Source organism: Devosia sp. Z6_126, assembly GCF_058133495.1.
The window spans coordinates 126,661-141,986 of sequence record NZ_JBYUNO010000005.1 but is presented as its reverse complement, the minus strand read 5'-3'; the positions used below and the strand labels follow the sequence as shown (position 1 = coordinate 141,986).

Here is a 15,326-nt window from a genome sequence, read left to right as displayed (position 1 = left end):
GATTGGAGGGGCGCCAGAGAGCGCCCCTCAGGGTGTTTACTGGATGGCAAAGGCCGAGGGCTCGATCAGGTCTTCGCGGATGTCGATGCGGCTGCCGGCTTCCAGCATGCCAGCCTCGATCATGAACTCTTGGTCGGCTTCCAAATTGGCGACATCCTCATCGGTCATGTGCGGGTCGAAATCGTACCAGCCAAGCTGCTTGGTCGCTTCCTCGACGCTGATGCCCTGATCCTCGGCCGCCATGGCGATTGCCGCTTCTGGCTCATCGCGCAGGAAAGCCAGCGCTTCCAGATGCGCCTTGAAGTAAGCGGCCACGTAGTCTGGATGCGCCTGGGCAAAGGCCTTGCTGGTGCCGATCACGGTCGTGGGCGCGATCAGCCCCTCGCCATCAACGATGACATGACCGCCAGCTGCTTCCACCTGCGTGGCGTTGGCGCCGGCCAAGGTTACGGCGTCGACCTGGCCGGCGAGGAGAGCGGCGCGGGCCGTCGGCAGGTCCATGTTGATATATTCCACATCATCGAGGGTCATCCCCTCGGCGGCCAGGGCCGCGGCCAGAAGCTGGTTGAGCACAGTACCCTTGGGCCCCGCGACCTTCTTGCCCGCCAAGGAAGCAATGTCGGTTGGTCCGCCTGCAGCGGCCATGATGAAATAGGCCTTGGGGGAGCGGGCATAGGCGCCGATGACGGCCACGTCAGCACCATTGGCGCGCGCGAGAATGGCCGAGGTGCCGCCGAGCACTGAAGCAATCTGCAACTCGCCCGCGGCAATGGCCTGGGTCTGGGCGGCGCCTGAAGTGATCTCGGGATGGGTAAGGGTCACGCTTAGTTCCGCGAAAGCGGCATCGAGCATGCCCTGCTTACGCATCACGATGGAGGGTACGTTGAAGGGCGCGGTCACATAGGACACCGCGACCTCTTCGGACTGCCCGGCCACGGGCGCAAATGCCGCGAGCGCGACTGCGGCGGCGAGTGCCAATTTAGTCAGTTGGTTCATGGAGTTCTCCACTTCTAGGGCCTGCCGCGGCGGGAATGCGCGTTGCAGGGAAAAACCGGGAAAAAAGCTGCTGGCGCGCGCTCTCGATCTCCGCGCCGCTGACCGGGCGCGGATACGCAGCAGCGAGCTTGAGATCGAGTGCGACCTGACCCTCTTCCAGCACCAGAATGGTGCGGCCCAGCCGAATGGCTTCCTCGATGTCGTGGGTCACGAAGACGATGGTCGAGCCGGTCGTTTGCCAGATCCGGATCAGCTCGTCCTGCATCTGCTTGCGGGTAAAGGCGTCCAACGCCCCAAATGGCTCGTCCATCAGCAGCAGCTTGGGGCGGCTGACCAGTGCCCTGGCAATGGCAACGCGCTGCGCCATGCCCCCGGAAAGCTTGTCGGGCCGCAGGTCGGCAGCGTCAGCCAGGCCGACCATGGCCAAAGCGCTGTCCACCCGCTGGCGCGTTTCGGACCTGTCGAGACGATGCGCCAACAGAAAGCCGGCGTTTTGCGCTACCGTTAGCCAAGGCATCAGCCTTGGTTCCTGAAACACCACACCAATAGCCGAGCGGTCACCATCGAGCGCACCATGCTCGGGAGTTTCCAGACCAGCCAGGAGCCGAAGCAGGGTGGACTTGCCGCAACCCGATCGCCCCAAAATGACGTGGAATTCGCCGCTCTCCAGCTTCAGGTCGAGCTTGCGCAGCACTTCCCGGCGGCCGCCAGTGGGCAGATCATAACCGTGCCGCACCTGATGGAAGCTAAGCATTGCCCAGTTCCACTTCGTTGCGCATCCAGGGAGCGATGGATCGGAGCAGCAGTTTGAGGCCGGTGTCGACCAGGATACCGATGACGCCGATGGTCAGCACGCCCACAAGGACGATGTCCGTACGCGCCAGATCCTGCGCATCGAGGATCATGTAGCCCAGCCCTGCCGAGGAGGCGATCAGTTCGGCGCCAACCAGCGCCCGCCAGCCGTAACCCAGGCCCACCCGCAGGCCGATCACGGCCGAGGGCAGCGCCGCTGGCAGCACGATGCGCCAAAGCAACTCCAGTTGGCTGAAACGGGCGGCGCGCCCCACTTCGATCAGCTTGGGATCAACCTGGGAAAAGCCGCCGCGAACGCCCAGAAAGATCGGAAAAAAGCAGGCGAGCATGATGATGCCCACCTTCTGGGTCTCGCCGATGCCCAGCCAGAGCATGGTCAGGGGCACCAAGGCGAGCGGCGGTATTTGCCGCAAGAATTCCAGTGGGCCATCCAGCACGACCGCGAGGGGTCGCAAGGTCACCATGATCAGCGTGAGCGAGAAGGCAAGCAGCACGGCGAAGAGGTACCCGATCCCCACGCGGCTCATCGAGATCAGGATATGGTCGAAGAGCTTGCCGCTGTTGATCAACGAAACGAAGGCAGACCAGACGCGCCAGGGCGGCGGCAAAAGGAAGGCATTCACGGTCCCGGTCACCGACACCGCCGACCATGCGAGAAGTATGACGATGAAGCCTGATAGGGGATAAAACTTTGACATGGCCGCTCTTTAGGAGAGCGTCATATACCTGACTATTTTTATCCACAATCATTGCTTGCGCGCTAAAGTGCCGCACAATCCTCTTTGAAGATTGGTCTGGAATAGGGTCGTAGCTGATGGGCAGGAGTGCGCCCATTCCAGCCATTTAGGATTAGGGCGTGAGTTCTTGAAAGCTGCCGTGCCGATTTATGCTCCGGAAATGCGTGGTAGCGAGTTGGGTGAAGGTGGATAACTGAGGCCGCACCAGTGACGTTGAAGCCACACTGCGCCGATTAAGGGAGCCGAGGCTGGTCGATGGTTTGGTGACTGCATCGGCCTCACACAGGAGGAGTATTGCACTAGCCACAGCAATTTGCTCCCACATGCGCTGTCGGCGTCCGCTCAGCACCATCCGGATCAGGCTTCTGGCCTTTGCGGTGCTTGTCGAATGATCTTCCCCTTTGGAAGCGCAAGTGAGGACGTTGTGGCTCGAAAACGGGGCGGCCGACCAGCTAGTCTAGCAACCTAGTAGAGACTAGGTCCCCATGCTCCGACGCGCTTTCCTCCTTGCATCCCTTGCCGGTACAGCCGGCCTCGTTACCACCAGGGCTTTCGGCCAGGCGGAGGAGCTAGCTGCCGATGCGGTGGCATTCGAGTCTCTAGAGCAGGTAAAGGCCTTCGCCGCGCAGCGGCCTACCATCGTGTACTTCCATGCGGAGTGGTGCCCCACGTGCCAGGCAACCATGGTGCAGTTTCAGGCGCGCTGGCCAGAAGTGCAGCCCGGCATCATGCTGGTCTTGGCCGACTACGACAAGGAGACCGAACTCAAGACGCTGTTCGGGGTCACCTACCAGAACACCTATGTCCAGGTTGGTTCCGAGGGCGAAAAGCTGCAGATATGGAACGGCGGCGGCATCGAGGCACTGAACAGCCGGCCGATCTTTCCTTCCTGATCGATGACCATTCTCCTCGCCTTTGTCGCCGGTCTTGTGACCGTGCTGTCGCCCTGCGTCCTGCCGCTGCTGCCGGTCATTCTGGCATCAGCGGTGCAGGAAGGGCGCTGGCGCCCCTTCGGGGTGCTGCTCGGCTTCGTGCTGAGCTTTGCCGCCATCACCCTGCTGCTCGCAACGCTGGTGTCCTCGCTCGGTCTTCATCCGGACGCGATGCGGCTGTTGAGCGGCATCATCCTGCTGGTCTGCGGCGTGTTCCTTGCCGTCCCGCAACTCAGCCACTGGTTCGAAATGCGCACCGGTTCGGTGGCGGCGCTGTCGACGCGCTTTCCCGACCATGGCGGCTTCTGGGGCGGGTTCGTGCTCGGCGCGGGGCTGGGTCTTGCATGGACGCCATGCGTCGGCCCCATCATGGCCTCGGTGATCACCCTGGCGCTCAATCAAACCGTCACCGGCAGCGCGGTGCTGGTGACGCTCGCCTGCGCACTGGGCACCGCCATACCGATGTCGGCGGTGATCTTCGGCGGCCGGGCGCTGGTCAAGCGCGTCGGCTTCATCCAGCGCCATACCACCCTGATCCGCGTGCTCTTCGGCGTGCTGCTGATCCTTGCGGCGATGCTGATCCTCACCGGCTTCGACCGCACCATCCAGACCTGGCTGCTGGTCACCTTCCCGCAATGGGAAGGGGCCCTTGTCGGCTGGGAACCCCAAACCACCCTCTGATCCCACCCAAGGAGACTGCCATGCGTATCAATCACACCCTGCGCGTCGGGCTTGCGGCCCTGCTGCTCTCGACCGTTGCGCTCACCAGCGCCAACGCCGTTACCCTCCCGGCCGTGTTCGCCGGCGGCGAAGTCGGCCAGGGCATCTATATCGATGCCGGGTATGCGGCGGGCCTGGCCGGCCAGCCCGGGGTCAAGATCATCGACATCCGTGCACCCGAAGCCTATGCGGCGGGCCACATCGAAGGCGCCATCAACATTCCGCTCACCTCGATCAGCATCGAGGCCAATGGCCTACGCAACCAGGTGCCGGAGCGGCCGGTGCTGGAATCGATCTTCTCGGCTGCCGGCCTCACCTATGACGACACGCTGGTGCTCGTCGGCGACGACCTGCCGGGTCGCAGCTACATCGCCTTCGACCAGTCTGGCTTCGAGAACATCCACATCGTCGAGGGCGGCATTGCCAGCTGGTCCGGTCCGCTGACCCAGGTTGCGGCACTCGTCACCCCCACCACCTTCGTGCTTGATCGCGCCAAGGCCGAAATCGTCGACAAGGCCTATGTGCTGTCCAAGCTCAACACTCCCGGTGTCGTCATTATCGACAGCCGCGGTGCGGACGACTTCAAGGCCGGCTCCATCCCGGGTTCGGTCAACATCCCGATCCACGTCTCCCACCAGGGGGCCGAGCTGTTCGAACCTGAGGCGCTGGTCGCAGCGCTCAACGCGCTCGGCATTTCCAAGGATGACGAGATCATCACCACCTGCGGTTCAGGCAATGTGGCCTCCAACCAGCTCGCCGCCCTGCGCGACCTCGGCTACACCAACATCAAGCTCTATGACGGCAGCTGGGGCGAGTGGGGCAGCGACCCCGCAACCCCCAAGGCAGTCGCCTCAAACTAAGATCATGAGAGCGGCTTTGCGGCCGCTCTTGTCCCACGCGGGCTGAGGCGAAGGTCCATGCTATTGCCGCGCGTATTCTCCAAATTGGGTGATTACCGACTTTTGCTACTTCGGTTCAGAGCAATGGGGCGAACTGGCCCGCCTGCCTCGCGAATTCCTGCTTCGCGCCCCATTCTGGTCCTTCAGACTGAAATTCACAATTCCCAGAAGCTGCCGTATACCTGCGGCTTAGCTCGTCGCCATTTCGGTGGTTTGCAACGTGAGGCTCTCGGCAGACGCGAAGCGCCTTCGATCTTCGGGAACACCTTTCGGTAGGGCTCGGATCCGTGTAGCGTCCTCTGCAACCGATCTGGTCTACTGCCGAACCGTAGCATCTCACGTGCCATGTCCATGCGGAGCCGCTGAACTCAAGAGAGCCCGCCACAGGTCAGATGACCACAAGCATCGGCTGCTCCTCCGGAAACTCCCTATCCAACGGCCAAGTCAACGACAAGGTTAGCGAGGGTGACTTTGGCTAGGTAGGAAGTGAACGCCTCCGAAGCACTTTCTAGCCCCTGCTGCAATGACTTGTTTGCTGATCGTTCCAGGCGGCACGAAGGACTGTCGATCGTTGGGCCAAGGGCGAACAAGGTAGGCTCGCCCAGCGCCTGATACACATCCAGAAGGCTTATCTGGTCAAGCGGAAGCGCAATGCCCACCCGCCACCATGGCCCTTGGCAGCGGTTACCAGACCAGCCTTCCGCAGATCTCCCATGGTGCGGCGCACTACGCCCGGATTGATGCCGAGCAATCCGGCTATCACGTCGGATGACAAAGGCTCTTGCCGCCCATTCATATGAAGAAGGACATGCAGCATCCTGGAGAGGCGGCTGTCTTGACGCATAGGACAGCCGGGTTCGCGGCAACCGCCTGGTCCACGACCTTGGTTGGTCCCCGACGCAGCCCGCGATTACCGAATGGATCGCCCACCACATGCGCCGCAACCCAGCAGCGCTCTAAGCCCCACCGCCCTCCTGGGTCAGGCTCGAGTGCTTCGGCGAGGGGCCTGTATCGTTCAGCCAAGGCTGATCGATAACCAAACCCCAAGGGGTTCAACCCGGCCTGATGGTGCCCTTCACCTGTGCGTGGCCGTTCAAGGACCGGCAGAACTGCTCGACTGTCCTAGGGTGAACAGATCTTCCGCTTGGGAAATGTTGCGGGGCACCAGATCCGCGTTGATCAGGCGCTCTGTGCAACCTGAGTGGGGATAACGGGAAGCGATATCTCGAACAGCGCACCGCCTCCGGGAGCGTCACCTACGGTGATTTTCCCTTTGTGCCTTAGCACAATATCCTTGACGAGGTTCAGGCCAAGTCCCGCTCCTTGGTCCAGCGGAACGACGCGGCAGAACGGCTCGAAAATTGCCTCCCTGTTTTCAACCGCTATGCCCGGTCCTGTGTCAGCGACCGTCAGCGAACCTTTGCGGCATACCGCCACCCGGATGTTCGTTTTCCGACCGCCATGGATAACGGCATTCTGGATCAGATTGATCAGGGCCCGCGAGAGCGAGGCCGCGTCCGCGGCGACAGTGACGCTCTCGACCTCGGCATCAAAGGAGATCTCATCGCCTGCTGCAATGGCGAGAGGGGCCATGTCGGCCGTGACTTGCGCCGCCAGGTCAACGAGATCCACCGGCTGCAAGATTGTAAGGTCAGCGTCGAAACGCTCCAGATCAAGCAATTGATTGGCCAGATTGGCCAGGCGCGCCACATCCAGCATCAGTCGGCTGCGCTGCTCATCGTGCGGCAGTAATTCGATACGCGTCTGCAAGATCGCCACTGGCGTTCGCAGTTCATGTGCCGCATCGGCCAGAAACCGTTGCCGGCGCTCAATGCCGTCATCAAGGCGCTGCAAGGCAGCATTCACAGCACGCACCAGCGAATGCAATTCATCGGGCACATGTTGGAAGGAGAGACGCATGCCGCGCCGGGCAATGTCGATCTGTTCAGCTTCTGCTGCCGCCTTGTTTACACCCCGGAACTGCAGCCTCACGATGAGGGGAATGACCAGAAAGGACACTGCAGTTAGCAGTGCCAGCAGTTGCAAGTACATCGGGCCGCCGGCGGCTGCAAACACTGCCCGGAGCGGTGTATCCGGTCCCCCGGCGGTTGCCACCCAAAGCAAACCTGCGGGGCTGTCCTGGCGCCGCACGATCGTGGCGGGCTGCCCCGGAACATCCATGTCGCCGATGTCGGCCGAATGCAACCGGGTGAGACCGGCAATCAATGGCGCCATCCATTCAGGGATGTCGCCCATCTGGACCGAGGTGCCGTTTGCATCGGCAGCGTAAAACCACATTCCAGGGTATTCAGCCGTCAATCGGATAAGATCCTCGCTGGGGACCAGATCCAGTTGACCGGGCCCCCGGCGCTGGACAGACTCAGCAAAGGACTGGATGACACTGTCATCCAGCCCTTGCTCTGAACTCATCAAGTTCGTCATCGGGATCGATGCAGCAAAGGTGAATGCGACCGACGCGATGGCTTGCACCAGGACCAGGTAAATGGTCAGCCTTGCGCGCAGGGAACCCAATCGCCAGATCATCAAGATGTCGCTCGCACGGCGCGCTGAGACACGGTTCGTCCCGAGCGCCGAACCGCTCATGTCCGCGAACTGCTTGAGGTCGCGCCAGCACCAGAAGAACCGGCCGTCGACCAGCCCTCGGAACAGCGCTGAGCGTCTCGATAGGCCGGGTAGTCGAGATATCCACGCAAGCCTCCCTGATAATAGGTATCGTGACTGGCTACCTCCAGCGGCCAGCCATGCCGAAGACGTGCTGGCAGGTCCGGATTGGCGATGAAAGCTTGGCCAAACCCGGCCAGGTCGATTACACCCTCGCCAATCAATCGGTCCGCCCGCTCGCGCGTCATGCCGCCAGCGAGGATAAGCGCCGTCTTCCCCATATACGGCCGCCACAATCCGAGCATCCGCTGGATGAGATCGCTCGTCGGCTCCATGCGGTCCGGTAGGTTCCACAGGCCGGTCTGGTCCATGACATGGACATAGGCGAGTCTGCGCTCACCCAGCCACTCGCCCAACGCGAGGAAGAGCTCCTCGGTGTCTGCGAACTGGCTGCCGCCGTTGACGATACCCCAGGGTGACAGGCGGATGCCGACACGTAGCGCTCCGATCGCAGCGGCGACCGCATCCACCGTCTCGAGGACGAAGCGCACGCGGTTCTCGATCGAGCCGCCGTATCGATCCGTTCGCGTGTTGATGTCGGGATTCAGGAACTGGTCGAGCAGATACCCGTTGGCGCCATGAAGTTCGACGCCATCGAAACCCGCGTCGATCGCACGGCGTGCTGCCTGAGCGAAGTCAGAGACAACGCGACCGACCTCCTCGGTGAGCAAGGCGCGGGGCGCGCCAGTACGAACGAAGCCTGGCACCCCGTCCTCGCCGAACCCGAATGCCATGGCATCCGCGCGAAGGTCAGACGGCCCGATGGGATCACGCCCGCCGTGCTGGATCGACGGGTGTGACACGCGCCCTACATGCCACAATTGCGCGAACATGCGTCCGCCGACGGCGCGCACCGAGTCGGTCACCAGCCGCCAGCCGGCAACCTGTTCCGGCGTAAAGATTCCGGGATTGTAGAGATAGCCCTGGCCTTCGTTCGACACGGGCGTGCCTTCGCTGACGATGAGGCCCGCCGTCGCACGTTGCGTGTAATAAAGGGCGGTATGGACATCCGCGATGTCCTCTGGACTCCGGGATCGCGTCATCGGAGCCATGACGATGCGGTTGGGCAGGGAAAGGTCGGCAAGGTTGAAGGGTGAGAATAGATCAGTCATTTGAGGGATCTCTAATGATTTGAAATCGGGTGTGCCGTCGCAGACAACCCAGGCAGCGCGGCATCCCGGCAGGCCGTCTGGGCTGGTGAATGAAAGGCAGAAGGTGCAAGCGGCGCTGACCGCGCTTAAAGGCGAGACTTCAGCGCACGCCTCGGTCATTCCCGCACGAAGCTGCGAATCTGATCGACGGCGAACTCAGGCTGCTCTATGGGAATGAAGTGGCCGCTGTTCTTCACTTCGACCAGGCGGAAGTCTGTGGCCTGCTTGCTCATGATCGGCAGCCAGCTCATGCCGGTATGGGTCGCCCCGAGCCCGAGAACCGGCATCGTCACCGGCTCATAGGCACGCCGTTCGCGGATGTCTTGGGGCCATGCGCGATACCACGCATGCCCAGCCCTGATGCGATCGGTGCTGGAGTAGCGGTCGCCGAACACCGCCAGATCAAGCGGCGTGATGCTGGCGTTGTCGTAAGACAGGTAGCTGTATAGATTCGCGATGTAGTCGCGCATGCCGTTGCCAGCGAGCAGCCGCTCCGCCAGTGGCCCGACATTATGGAAGGCGAACCACCAGGGATAGGGCGGATGCGACGCATCGACCTTGGGTCCAAAAGACCCTTCCGCCGGGAGCATCGTAAAGGTGAGCCAACTGTCGTCAGGGTGCGGCACATCCAGGAGGACCACTTTCCTTGTCGCCTCGGGATGGTTCGCCGCAAAAGAGAAGGCAACCATGGCGCCGATGTCGTGACCGACGATGTTGACCTGGTCATGACCCAGTTGCCGCACGAGCTGGTAGATATCCTCCTGCATCGTTTTCTTGTCGTAGCCGCCCGGCATCACCTGTGAGCTGCCCATGCCACGGATGTCGACCGCGATGACCGTGAAGTCGCGCGCGAGCAGAGGCATCATCTTGTGGTAGGCCCACCAGGTCTCCGGGTGGCCGGGAACTAGAACCAGCGGCGGTCCCTCGCCCCCGGTCACATAATGCAACCGGACACCGTTGGCGGTGGCGTAGGCGCTGCGGAATCCTGGCAAGCGCTTTACCAATGCTTCGTCGGATGTGTCGAACTGGCCCTGCGGTACGAACTGCAACGGCGGCTGATCGGCGGAATAGGGCTGGGAATGTGCCGGAACGACGAGAGCCGAAGCCATTATTAGACCGACGGCACCGGCCAGACCTAGCCGCTTGATCGCATTGAGGTCGGGAAATTGAATCATTTTTTGCTTATCCTTTCAGTGTTGCCGCCATCTCCGGAATGGCTTGGCAAGGCCGCAGTATAGATGCATGATGGTCCGCAATAAGCCCATACAGCATCCAAATAGTCCGGAGTAGCAGTCCGCAATGGCGCCTCTTGTTGATAGCTTCCTGTCCCTGCAGGCCTTCGTTCACGCGGCCGAACTGCGCAGCTTCAAGCTCGCGGGGCAACAAATGGGGCTGTCATCGTCCGGCATCGGTAAGTCGATGCGTAAGCTGGAAGAGCAACTGGGGGTCAGGCTGTTCCATCGCACCACCCGATCGATCACCCTCACCGAGGAGGGGCAGATGTTCCTCGAGCGGAGCCGGCGCGTGCTGGCGGAGATGGAGGGCGCCCAGGTCGATTTAGCCCGCTCCGCAGAGGCTCCGCGTGGCCGGCTCAAGGTGAGCCTGCCGGTGGCGAATTTCCTGTTCACGCCAATCATCAGCGCCTTCATGCAGGTATATCCCGAGGTGATCCTTGAAATCGACTTCAACGACCGCATCGTCGACGTCATCGAAGAGGGCTTCGACGTTGTACTGCGATCAGGTGAGCTGACTGACAGTCGTCTCCAGCACAAGCGGCTTGGTCACTTCGAATGGCGGATCGTCGCGGCGCCTTCCTACTTCGATCGCGCCGGAAAGCCTGCGTCGGTGACCGACCTAGTCGGTCATATCTGCCTGCGTCACCGCTTTCCCCACACAGGCAAGCTCGAACCCTGGCCGCTGGCCGCGCACCATGCGGACGTGAATGTCCCGGTCTCGCTGGCGACCACGATGGTGGATTCGCTGCTGATCCTGGCTGACGAGGGTGCGGGCATCGCCGCGCTCCCGAATTTTCTCGTCGAGCGACGGTTGGCCGATGGCAGGTTGGTCGAGATTTTCCCCGGATGCCTTGACGGCCGTGTCAGTTTCTCGCTGCTATGGCCGGGTAGTCGCTATCCGCTGCCCAAGGTGCGCGCCTTCGTTGACTTCTTCGCAGGGCGGCTCGCGCCGTCGTTGAGCTGATCTATGGCTTCGTGCACCCGATTTCCCAAAATACTTTGCGCGACGGAAGCGGTCGCGAACTGAACCGCCCCGGTTTGCCGGAGGCCGTGTGGTTTAAGTTATGCGGCCATGACCCATTCTTCCAGCATGCCGTAGTAGCGTTTTTCGGCTTCTGCCGGCGGGAAGTTGCCGATTGTCTCCAGCAGCCGGCGATTGTTGAACCAGTCGAATTTGCGGTCGAATCTCCCACGCGCGGTGTGAGCCGTCCGCGGAATAGCGGCATGGTGGCAGTTTTCGGCAACGCCGTCGCCAAGAGCAGACGGTCCGCTATCGGCCCCGCTTTAGACAAGCTTAGTCAGGTCGTCTCCTGCCGCCGTATCGCGTGTGCAGGCTACCTGAAATCTGGTCGACGAACTTGGAGGCAGCGACGGACAGCGATCGTCCCCGCAACTGGCCCAGCACCAATTGGGTCAGCGGCATGTCCCGGTGATCGATCTCGCGCGCCACAAGGTTGCTGTTTCCCTGAGGGATGCCCGGCCGTATCTGAAAGGAAATGACCTGCTCGCTTCCAGCATAGCTGCGCAGGACCTCGAATGAGTCGGACTCGACCACGGTATTGACCGGCAAGGCGGCGCGAACAATGGCGCCCTGCAACAGGTGCCGGATGGCCAGCGAAGGGCCGGGCATTGCGATTGGATATTGGAGGCATTCCCGCAATCGCAGGGTCCGGGCCGCGGCCAGGGGATGGTCCTTACTCATCAGGGCGCATAGCGGCTGGTGGATAACCAGCAGCGGCTGGAACTCTGGCGCCGGCGGCGGGGCGATCACCAGCGCGACATCGGCCTCGAAGGCGGTAACCGCTTCGACGGCGTGGATATGGTCGCGTACCAGCACCGAAAAAGAGACGAGCGCGTGCTGCGCCCGATAGACCGCAATTTCGTGGGGGATGAGATCGTGGGCGAAGGCCTGGCTGGAAGCGATGGTCACATGACCGCGGCGGATCCCTGAAAGATCAGCGATCTGCGAGCGCAACCGCTCGAAATCGGAGAGCTGCGCCCGGATGTGGCGCACGACCAGTTCGCCGGCCGCATTGAGCCGCATGCCTTGCGGCATGCGCTCGAAAACGGGCGTGCCCAGTTCGGCCTCGAAGTCCTGGATGCGGCGGGTCAAAGCCGATGGCGTGATTGACAGGCGCTCGGCGCTTCGGCGGATCGAGCCGCTGCCGGCCACATCGTCAATGCATTGCAGTGTCTTGAGGTGCTTCATCTGGATTCGCCTTTGACGTCGCGTTGACGATTACGCAACATGGCGGTCGGAAAATAGCAATAGACGGCAACGGCATGGGCGCTACGGTAGGGTCAGCAAACCGACAGGGACCGCCGCCTTGACCAGTCTCGCAACATCTTCACTTGCGGCTTTTTCTGAAATCTCTGAACAGGTTGCCGCGTACCGCGCCGGTCGCGACGTCTTCCGCGATCTCGATGCCACCCTTGACGCCGTAGAAGCCGAAGGGCTTCCCGTTTGGATTTCCGTGATGCCGCGCCACCAGGCGCATACATTGCTGGCAGCGGCAAAGGCTCGGCTCGATGCCGGCGCGTACATGCCGCTGTTCGGCATCCCGTTCGGGGTCAAGGACAACATTGATGTTGCGGGTCTCGAGACCACCGCCGGGTGCCCGCAGTTCGCCTATAAGCCCCAGGCATCCGCTTTCGTGGTCGACCGCCTGATCGAGGCCGGGGCGATCCCCGTTGGCAAGACCAATCTCGACCAATTCGCGACCGGGCTGAATGGGACGCGGTCGCCTTTTGGCATTCCGTCCTGCGCCTTCGACGCAGGCTATGTATCCGGCGGCTCGAGCTCAGGTTCGGCAGTCGCGGTTGCCAAAGGCTTGGTGCCCTTTGCGCTGGGTACCGATACGGCCGGATCAGGGCGGGTGCCGGCCGGTTTCAACAATATTGTGGGCCTGAAGCCGAGCAAGGGTCTGATCAGCACCCGGGGTGTGCTGCCGGCATGCCGCACGGTGGACTGCGTATCGATCCTGGCCTGCACGGCGCAAGATGCACTGAGCGTCCTGCACGTGGTAGCGGTGCCCGATGGCCAGGATGCCTATTCCCGGACGAGCAGCCAAGCCCTGACGGCCACCAGCGTGAACGGCTTCCGCTTTGGTATATTGAACATGACCGTTCGGGCGCGATGCGCGCAGGATGTGGTGGCGCGATATGAGGCCGCCATCGCCAGCCTCGAAGGTCTGGGCGGGGCGCCGGTCATGATCGACTACGCGCCATTCGAGGAAGCCGCCTCGCTGCTCTATGCCGGCCCTTGGGTCGCCGAGCGCTACGCTGCGATCAGCGACTTTGCCCAGAGCCAGCCTGAGAGCATTCATCCCGTCGTACGCGAGATCGTGACATCGGGCACCCAGTATTCCGCAGTCGATGCCTTCACCGCGCAATACCGCCTGGCGGACCTGGCGCTGAAGGTCCGCACGGCGCTGGACAATGTCGATTTTCTGCTGGTCCCCACGGCGCCCGAGCACCCGACGATCGATGACATGCTGGCTGCCCCGGTGGCCCTGAATTCCAAACTAGGCCTATTCACCAATTTCGTGAACCTGCTGGACATGGCGGCAATCTCCGTTCCGTTCGGCCGGGGCGACAAGGGGCTGCCTGTCGGCGTCACCCTTATTGGCCCGCAGTTCAGCGACGGCATGCTTGCCACAATGGGCGACCGTCTCCAGCGCACCGATCCCGCGGCAAGGCTCGGCGCCGGCTCGACCGCTCTCACGCAGTCCAGCGCTGTCGTTCCTGTGATCAACGAGCAGGAAAGCATTCGCCTCGCGGTTGTGGGCGCGCATCTGCAGGGCCAGCCGCTCAACAAGCAGCTGACCGAGCGCGGCGCGAGACTGATCCTCACCACGCGCACGGCAAACGGCTACAGCCTCTATGCGCTGCCAAATTCGACGCCCGCCAAGCCAGGCCTGTCGCGCGATGGCGGGCCTGGCGGTATTGAAATCGAGCTCTGGGACGTGCCGGCGCGGGAATTCGGCAGCTTCGTTGCCGCCATTCCCAGCCCGCTCGGCATCGGCTCGGTGGAGACCGAGGACGGCGAGGTGGTCAAGGGCTTCATCTGTGAACACTACGCCCTCGCCGGTGCCGAGAACATTACTGCATATGGCGGCTGGCGAGGCTATCTCGCAGCCAGCTCGGCCAGTCAGAACAACCCCACAACCGCCTTTGCCGCCCAGGAGTACAGGCTATGATGAACAGACGCAAATTTCTCGCGACTACCGCCGCCAGTGCCGTTGCCACCGCCCTCATGCCCATGCCCTTCGTGCGGGCACAATCGGAGACGGTGATCAAGATGGGCGCGCTCAAGCTCATCCATTCCATCGCGCCGCACTTCTACGACCAGTTCACCCCAGCCGGCTACAAGGTCGAGGTCATTCCCTTCGAAAGCCCAACCGAGGGCAAGAACGCCGTCGTCACCAAGTCGGTCGATTTCGGCATGTTCGGCATTGCGGCCGCAACGCTGGGTGCAGCGGCAGGCGAGCCGATCGTCGTCATCGGCGGCGCCTGCAACAAGGGTATGGGTGTGGTGGCTGGCAAGGACAGCCCCATTGCGAGCATCGCCGACCTCAAGGGCATGCGGGTGGCGATCTGGCCCGGCTCGACACAGGAGGTTTTCATCCTCGAGCGCCTGCGCATGGAGGGGCTCTCGATCACCGACATTACCCCGGTGCGCATCTCGTTCAGCGAAATGCACCTGGCGCTGGCGCGTGGCGACATCGACGCCTATGTCGGCGCCGAGCCGGCGCCGGGCGTCAGCCTGGCCTCGGGCGTTGGCAAGATCGTCGAATATCCCTATGGCACCGAGATGGGCGCGCTCAACATGATCTTCGGCGCCCATAGCGATACGCTCGCCGAACGCCCCGAATTGGCCAGTGTCATTCTCGACATTCATCGTCAGGCCTCCGAATACGCCATGGCCAACCCCGAGGCGATGGTCGAAATGGCGGTCATGAAGCTGGGGCAGCAGCGCGACGCCATCGAGCTGTCGGCACCCAATGTCGAGCTGACCTGGTATTTTGGCGAGACCGAACTGAACCAGTCCAAGATCTACGCCCAGCACATGGTCGAACTTAACCAGATACAGGCGCTCCCCGATTTTGAGACGCTTTTTGACACTCGCTTCGTCGAGGAACTCAAGCAGAAGGTCTAAGCC

General features: G+C 62.2%; 13 protein-coding genes and 1 pseudogene. 6 read left to right on the top strand and 8 right to left on the bottom strand.

All coding sequences use genetic code 11. From position 1 onward, the window contains the following. Positions 1 to 36 precede the first annotated feature (36 nt). From AC3YOG_RS18960 to AC3YOG_RS18950, 3 genes are read right to left on the bottom strand one after another with little or no spacing between them, the layout of a single operon-like run. Positions 37 to 996: an ABC transporter substrate-binding protein gene (locus tag AC3YOG_RS18960; protein WP_489936211.1), complete on the bottom strand. Its 960-nt coding sequence runs from the start codon at positions 994 to 996 to the stop codon at positions 37 to 39. Further along, entirely contained in the window at positions 980 to 1,750 is a 771-nt protein-coding gene (locus AC3YOG_RS18955) for an ABC transporter ATP-binding protein (protein ID WP_489936210.1), read from the bottom strand. Before AC3YOG_RS18955 ends, AC3YOG_RS18960 begins: the two co-directional genes overlap by 17 nt. Further along, positions 1,743 to 2,507, bottom strand: a complete 765-nt coding sequence (locus tag AC3YOG_RS18950) for an ABC transporter permease (protein WP_489936209.1) — start codon at positions 2,505 to 2,507, stop codon at positions 1,743 to 1,745. Before AC3YOG_RS18950 ends, AC3YOG_RS18955 begins: the two co-directional genes overlap by 8 nt. A 524-nt stretch (positions 2,508 to 3,031) precedes the next feature. Here AC3YOG_RS18950 and AC3YOG_RS18945 point away from each other — a divergent pair. From AC3YOG_RS18945 to AC3YOG_RS18935, 3 genes are read left to right on the top strand one after another with little or no spacing between them, the layout of a single operon-like run. Continuing rightward, the gene (locus AC3YOG_RS18945; RefSeq protein WP_489936208.1) at positions 3,032 to 3,439 is read left to right on the top strand and encodes a TlpA family protein disulfide reductase; all 408 of its coding nucleotides are present in this window, start codon (positions 3,032 to 3,034) and stop codon (positions 3,437 to 3,439) included. Positions 3,440 to 3,442: 3 nt separating this feature from the next. Next, positions 3,443 to 4,159, top strand: coding sequence for a cytochrome c biogenesis CcdA family protein (locus tag AC3YOG_RS18940; RefSeq protein WP_489936207.1), 717 nt, complete (start codon positions 3,443 to 3,445; stop codon positions 4,157 to 4,159). A 20-nt stretch (positions 4,160 to 4,179) separates the two neighbouring features. Continuing rightward, positions 4,180 to 5,058 carry a sulfurtransferase gene (locus AC3YOG_RS18935; protein ID WP_489936206.1) on the top strand — a complete coding sequence of 293 codons (879 nt, stop codon included), beginning with the start codon at positions 4,180 to 4,182 and terminating at the stop codon, positions 5,056 to 5,058. A 467-nt stretch (positions 5,059 to 5,525) separates the two neighbouring features. Here AC3YOG_RS18935 and AC3YOG_RS18930 read toward each other — a convergent pair. The 4 genes and pseudogenes from AC3YOG_RS18930 to AC3YOG_RS18915 form a co-directional block, all read right to left on the bottom strand. Continuing rightward, positions 5,526 to 5,941 (bottom strand): annotated as a pseudogene (locus tag AC3YOG_RS18930) (RrF2 family transcriptional regulator). A 335-nt stretch (positions 5,942 to 6,276) separates the two neighbouring features. After that, complete coding sequence (locus tag AC3YOG_RS18925; protein WP_489936205.1) at positions 6,277 to 7,701, bottom strand: sensor histidine kinase; 1,425 nt, start codon at positions 7,699 to 7,701, stop codon at positions 6,277 to 6,279. Next, positions 7,698 to 8,891: an alkene reductase gene (locus tag AC3YOG_RS18920; protein ID WP_489936204.1), complete on the bottom strand. Its 1,194-nt coding sequence runs from the start codon at positions 8,889 to 8,891 to the stop codon at positions 7,698 to 7,700. Before AC3YOG_RS18920 ends, AC3YOG_RS18925 begins: the two co-directional genes overlap by 4 nt. Before the next feature lie 155 nt (positions 8,892 to 9,046). Then, complete coding sequence (locus tag AC3YOG_RS18915; RefSeq protein ID WP_489936203.1) at positions 9,047 to 10,105, bottom strand: alpha/beta fold hydrolase; 1,059 nt, start codon at positions 10,103 to 10,105, stop codon at positions 9,047 to 9,049. Between the two features lie 124 nt (positions 10,106 to 10,229). Between AC3YOG_RS18915 and AC3YOG_RS18910 the strand changes: the two genes are divergently transcribed. Continuing rightward, positions 10,230 to 11,129, top strand: coding sequence for a LysR family transcriptional regulator (locus AC3YOG_RS18910; protein WP_489936202.1), 900 nt, complete (start codon positions 10,230 to 10,232; stop codon positions 11,127 to 11,129). A 330-nt stretch (positions 11,130 to 11,459) separates the two neighbouring features. Here AC3YOG_RS18910 and AC3YOG_RS18905 read toward each other — a convergent pair whose 3' ends face one another. Next, positions 11,460 to 12,374 carry a LysR family transcriptional regulator gene (locus AC3YOG_RS18905; RefSeq protein ID WP_127753291.1) on the bottom strand — a complete coding sequence of 305 codons (915 nt, stop codon included), beginning with the start codon at positions 12,372 to 12,374 and terminating at the stop codon, positions 11,460 to 11,462. 118 nt (positions 12,375 to 12,492) lie between these two features. Here AC3YOG_RS18905 and atzF point away from each other — a divergent pair, with 118 nt between their 5' ends. Both atzF and AC3YOG_RS18895 read left to right on the top strand, forming a co-directional pair. Beyond that, positions 12,493 to 14,364, top strand: a complete 1,872-nt coding sequence (atzF, locus tag AC3YOG_RS18900) for an allophanate hydrolase (protein WP_489936201.1) — start codon at positions 12,493 to 12,495, stop codon at positions 14,362 to 14,364. Further along, positions 14,361 to 15,323 (top strand): ABC transporter substrate-binding protein, encoded by a 963-nt coding sequence (locus AC3YOG_RS18895; RefSeq protein ID WP_127753293.1) that lies wholly within the window; start codon positions 14,361 to 14,363, stop codon positions 15,321 to 15,323. Before atzF ends, AC3YOG_RS18895 begins: the two co-directional genes overlap by 4 nt. Positions 15,324 to 15,326: the final 3 nt, after the last annotated feature.